General features: G+C 73.2%; 1 protein-coding gene. It reads right to left on the bottom strand.

The window, feature by feature from the left end:
* On the bottom strand, positions 1 to 456 hold a 456-nt coding region (locus tag FQ746_RS33265), incomplete at its 5' end, for an autotransporter-associated beta strand repeat-containing protein (RefSeq protein WP_186310901.1).

Here is a 456-nt window from a genome sequence, read left to right as displayed (position 1 = left end):
TCAGCCGTCGATGCGGACCTGCACGCCGGAGGCGCTGTACAGGGGCGTCGCCTTGTAGCCGTCGACCACCACGGCATCGAAGCGCCCCGCGAAGCTGCCGCTGTCGATCAGGCTGACCGTATCGCCCGGCTTGGGGGCGTAGCCTTGCGTGAATTTCACGTGCAGCGTGGCGCCGGCGATCGCGACCGGGCCCGCCACCGCGACGCGGCCGGCGTCGCCCGCGCCGCGATCGAGTTCCAGCGTGCTGCCCGCCAGTTGCGTGAACCTGCCGGCAATGGCCGCGCGCGACGGCGCCGCGATCGCCACCGTGCCCGCGCCCAGGTAGACGTCGCCGCGGCCGAATGCGTTCGGCGCCGCCGCCGCCAGCGTGCCGCCCGTCACCTGGGTGCCGCCGCCGTAGCTGTTGTTGCCCGCCAGGGTCAAGGTGCCGCTGCCCGCGAAGCTGAGTTTCCCGTT

Source organism: Paraburkholderia sp. BCC1886 (genome assembly GCF_900996245.1).
Lineage (GTDB): Bacteria > Pseudomonadota > Gammaproteobacteria > Burkholderiales > Burkholderiaceae > Paraburkholderia.
Note: the sequence above shows the minus strand (reverse complement) of the source record. Positions and strands in the feature narration are given on the sequence as shown.